At 71.5% G+C, this 3,498-nt stretch carries 3 protein-coding genes; 1 reads left to right on the forward strand and 2 read right to left on the reverse strand.

The genetic code is table 11. The features are described from left to right. On the reverse strand, positions 1–414 hold a 414-nt coding region (locus tag AC1D01_RS25645; RefSeq protein WP_477871383.1), incomplete at its 3' end, for a nucleotidyltransferase family protein. 159 nt (positions 415–573) lie between these two features. Between AC1D01_RS25645 and pdxH the strand changes: the two genes are divergently transcribed. Further along, complete coding sequence (gene pdxH, locus AC1D01_RS25650) at positions 574–1,209, forward strand: pyridoxamine 5'-phosphate oxidase (RefSeq protein ID WP_477871384.1); 636 nt, start codon at positions 574–576, stop codon at positions 1,207–1,209. Here the strand turns inward: pdxH and AC1D01_RS25655 are convergent. Then, a partial coding sequence (locus tag AC1D01_RS25655) for a hybrid sensor histidine kinase/response regulator (protein WP_477871386.1) occupies positions 1,161–3,498 on the reverse strand: 2,338 nt, incomplete at its 5' end. The two genes, pdxH and AC1D01_RS25655, sit on opposite strands and share 49 nt — an antisense overlap.

Below are 3,498 nucleotides of genomic sequence, written 5' to 3' on the forward strand. Positions count from 1 at the left end.
GTACTGCGCATAGCTCACGGCATGGTGGTCGAGCTGCTGCGCCACCGCGAGCAGCGTCGCCGGCTGCACCATCGGCATGTCGCCCGGCAGCACCAGCCAGCCGGAGGCATCGGAGCAGGCCGCGACGCCCGACGCGATCGAGAAACCCATGCCCAGGCGCTGCGCGCTGACCGGCGAGCCCGATCCGACCGACGGCAGCATCACGATGTCGCGCGTCGCGACATGCGAGGCCGCTTCCTCGGCCAGCACCTCGGTGGCGACGACGATCACCGCCAGGTGCGTCGCGAGCGCATGCCGAAGCGTCGTCCCGAGAACGCTCGATGCACCGAGGCTCTGCGTGAGCTTGTGTTGCGTGCCGCCGAAACGGGAACCCAGTCCCGCGGCGAGCACGACGATCGCCGGCCGCGCCTTCATGAGGCCATCCCTTTCATTGTTGTTCGTCATGGCAGCCGGCGCATCACCGCACGCAAGCCCTTGGTTGCAAGAATGGAATCGTTTGCTTTCGGCGCCTAGTGGGGCGTTCACTTAAGGCATTCCCCGCAGGTATTTTGTTCCCTGCGGGATACTTCGGACATGACCGACATCGCCGACCTCCGCAAAAGCTACGAACGCGCCGAACTCGACGAGAACGCCTCGCGCAGCGACCCGCTGGAGCAGTTCGGCCTGTGGTTCCAGCAGGCCCTCGATGCGAAGCTGCCCGAGCCGAACGCGATGACCCTCGCGACGGTCGGTGCCGACCAGCGCCCGTCGACGCGCATCGTGCTGATCAAGGGCTTCGATGCGCGCGGCCTCGTCTGGTACACCAACTACGACAGCCGCAAGGGCCGCGAACTGGCGGGCCATGCGTGGGCCGCGCTGCAGTTCCACTGGGTCGAGCTGGAGCGCGTGGTGCGCATCGAAGGCCGCGTCGAACGCACCAGCGAGGCCGAGTCGGATGCGTACTTCCAGTCGCGCCCGCTCGATTCGCGGCTGGGCGCCTGGGCGTCGCCGCAGAGCGAGGTGATCGGCTCGCGCGCGGTGCTGGTGGCCAATGCCGCGAAGGCCGCCGCGCGCTACGCGTTGAACCCGCCGCGCCCGCCGCACTGGGGCGGCTTCCGCCTCGTGCCGGACAGCTGGGAGTTCTGGCAGGGCCGCAAGTCGCGCTTGCACGATCGCCTGCGCTACCGGCTGGCCGAAGGCAACTGGCTGCGCGAGCGCCTTGCGCCCTGATCGGCACCCGGCCGGCGCGCCTGCGCCAGCCGGTGCAGCGCGGCGAGGAAGGCCTTGAAGTCGATCGGCTTGGTCCAGTAGTCGTCGAAGCCCGCSTSGCGMGCCCGYGMGAYGTCTTCSGGCATCGCRTTGGCCGACAGCGCGACGATCGTCAGGCCGGCCAGCTCGGGATCGGCCCGCAGGCGSCGCAGCACCTCGRWGCCGTCGAWRTCGGGCAGCTGCATGTCGAYCAGCACCASGTCGGGCCGCGCATGTTGCGCGAGCCGCACGCCCGACACGCCGTCCACCGCCACGGCGAGCTCCACGTGCGCATGGTTCGCGAGCAGCTCCTGCACCAGCAGCACGTTSACCGGGTTGTCCTCGATGTAGAGCAGGCGCAGCGGCGCGGCCGCTGTCGCTGTCGTGGAGACCGGGGCGGCCTCAGCCGACGCGGGAACGGCCTGCTGCGCAGGCTCCGCCGCGGTACCGGCGGCCGCCCGCAGCACGATGCGGAACACGCTGCCGCGGCCGGGCTCGCTCTCGACACCGATCTCGCCGCGCATCAGCTTGACCAGGTGGTGCACGATGGCCAGCCCGATGCCGGTGCCCTGGATCGCCTCGCGCTCCGCGCCCAGGCGGTTGAACGGCTCGAACAGGTGGCGCCGCTGCGCGGCCGACATGCCCCGGCCGTCGTCGCGCACCGTGATCGCCCAGGCCGGACCACCCTGCCAGGCCCCGCGCTCGACCGCCAGCCACACATGGCCGCCGGCACGGTTGTACTTGATGGCATTGCTCATCAGGTTGGCGATCACCTGGCGCACCCGCCGCGGGTCGCCCAGCACCTGGGCCGTCGTCGCCTCGGCCTGCACGCTGACGCCGGCCGCGTCGGCCTGCAGCCGGGTCCATTGCAGCACGTCGTGCAGCGCGGCCTGCAGCGGCACGGCCTCGTGGGCGAGCGGCATGCCGCTCGACTCGATCGACGCGAGGTCGAGCACGTCGTCGATCAGCGCCAGCAGGTGCTGGCCGGCCGAGCGGATGCGCTCCACCCGCTCGGCCTGCGGCGGGCTCAGCGGATCGCCGGCGTCGGCCGACAGCAGTTGCGCGAAGCCGAGCACCGCGTTGAGCGGCGTGCGCAGCTCATGGCTCATGCGSGCCAGGAACTCGCTCTTGGCGCGGCTGGCCTGCTCGGCGGCGGCCTTGTCGCGCAGCGCCTGCTCGGCGCGCTTGCGCTCGGTGATGTCCCAGTTCACGCCGAGGAAGCGTTCGGGCCGGCCCTGCGCGTCGTGCTGCACATGGCCGCGCGTGGCCAGCCAGCGCACCGAGCCGTCGGGCCAGACCACGCGGAACTCGTGCTCGAGCTCGCCGCCCTCGCGCACCGCCTCGTCCATCTTGCGCTGCAGCTCGGCCACGTCGTCGGGGTGGCGCGAGCCGTCGCGCAGCTCGTTCGCGCCGAGCGGTCCGTCGGGGCGGTGGCCGCGCAGCCGGAACATCTGCGCATCCCATTGCGAGGCTTGCGAGCGCAGGTCGCGCTCCCAGGTGCCGATGCCGGCCGATTCGGCGGCGAGCATCGTGCGCTCCTGCACGCGCCGCAGCTGCGCCCGGGTGCTGTGCAGCTCGGTGATGTCGATGTTGACGCCGAAGGCCATCAGCCGGCCGTTGACGCGCTCGCGCCGCGACCAGGCGGACACCCAGCGCACCTCGCCGTCGTCGGCCCGGCGGATGCGGAACTCCGACTGCAACCCCTGCTGCGAGCCGCGCTCGGCGATCTCGTCGTGCGACTGCATCGCCGCGCGGTCGTCCGGGTGCACCAGCTCCTGCATCCAGCGCTCCTCGCTGGGCACGCCGTCCTGCGGGCGCACGCCATAGATGCGGAACATCTGTTCGTTCCACTCGCCCTGCCCCGCCTCGATGTCGACCGTCCAGATACCGACCCCCGCGGCGTTGGTGACCATGTCGATGCGGCGCGCGAAGGCCTGCGCCTGCTCGCGCTCGGCGATCTGCGCACTGCGGTCGAGCGAGACGCCGGACAGCGCGATCGCACGCCCCTGCTCGTCGCGCTCGGCGACGCGGCGCGTCAGCAGGTGGCGATAGCTGCCATCGCCGTTCAGGTAGCGCGCCTCGACATCGACGACGCGGTGCGTCGCGATCGCCTCGTCGGCAGCGCGCAGCACGGCGGCGCGGTCGTCGGGGTGGATGGTCGAGCGCATGTACTCCAGCGTCAGGCCGTCGGGCGGGCGCGGGATGCCCATCACCTGGTAGCCCCAGTCGTTGAAGTAGATGCGCTGCGTCGCCAGGTCGATGCGCCACACC

Source organism: Rhizobacter sp. P3_B12 (genome assembly GCF_056402895.1).

What these genes read in the sequence shown, in the direction of transcription:
- pdxH (WP_477871384.1), top strand. Translation starts at nt 574, where the DNA reads ATGACCGACATCGCCGACCTCCGCAAAAGCTACGAACGCGCCGAACTC.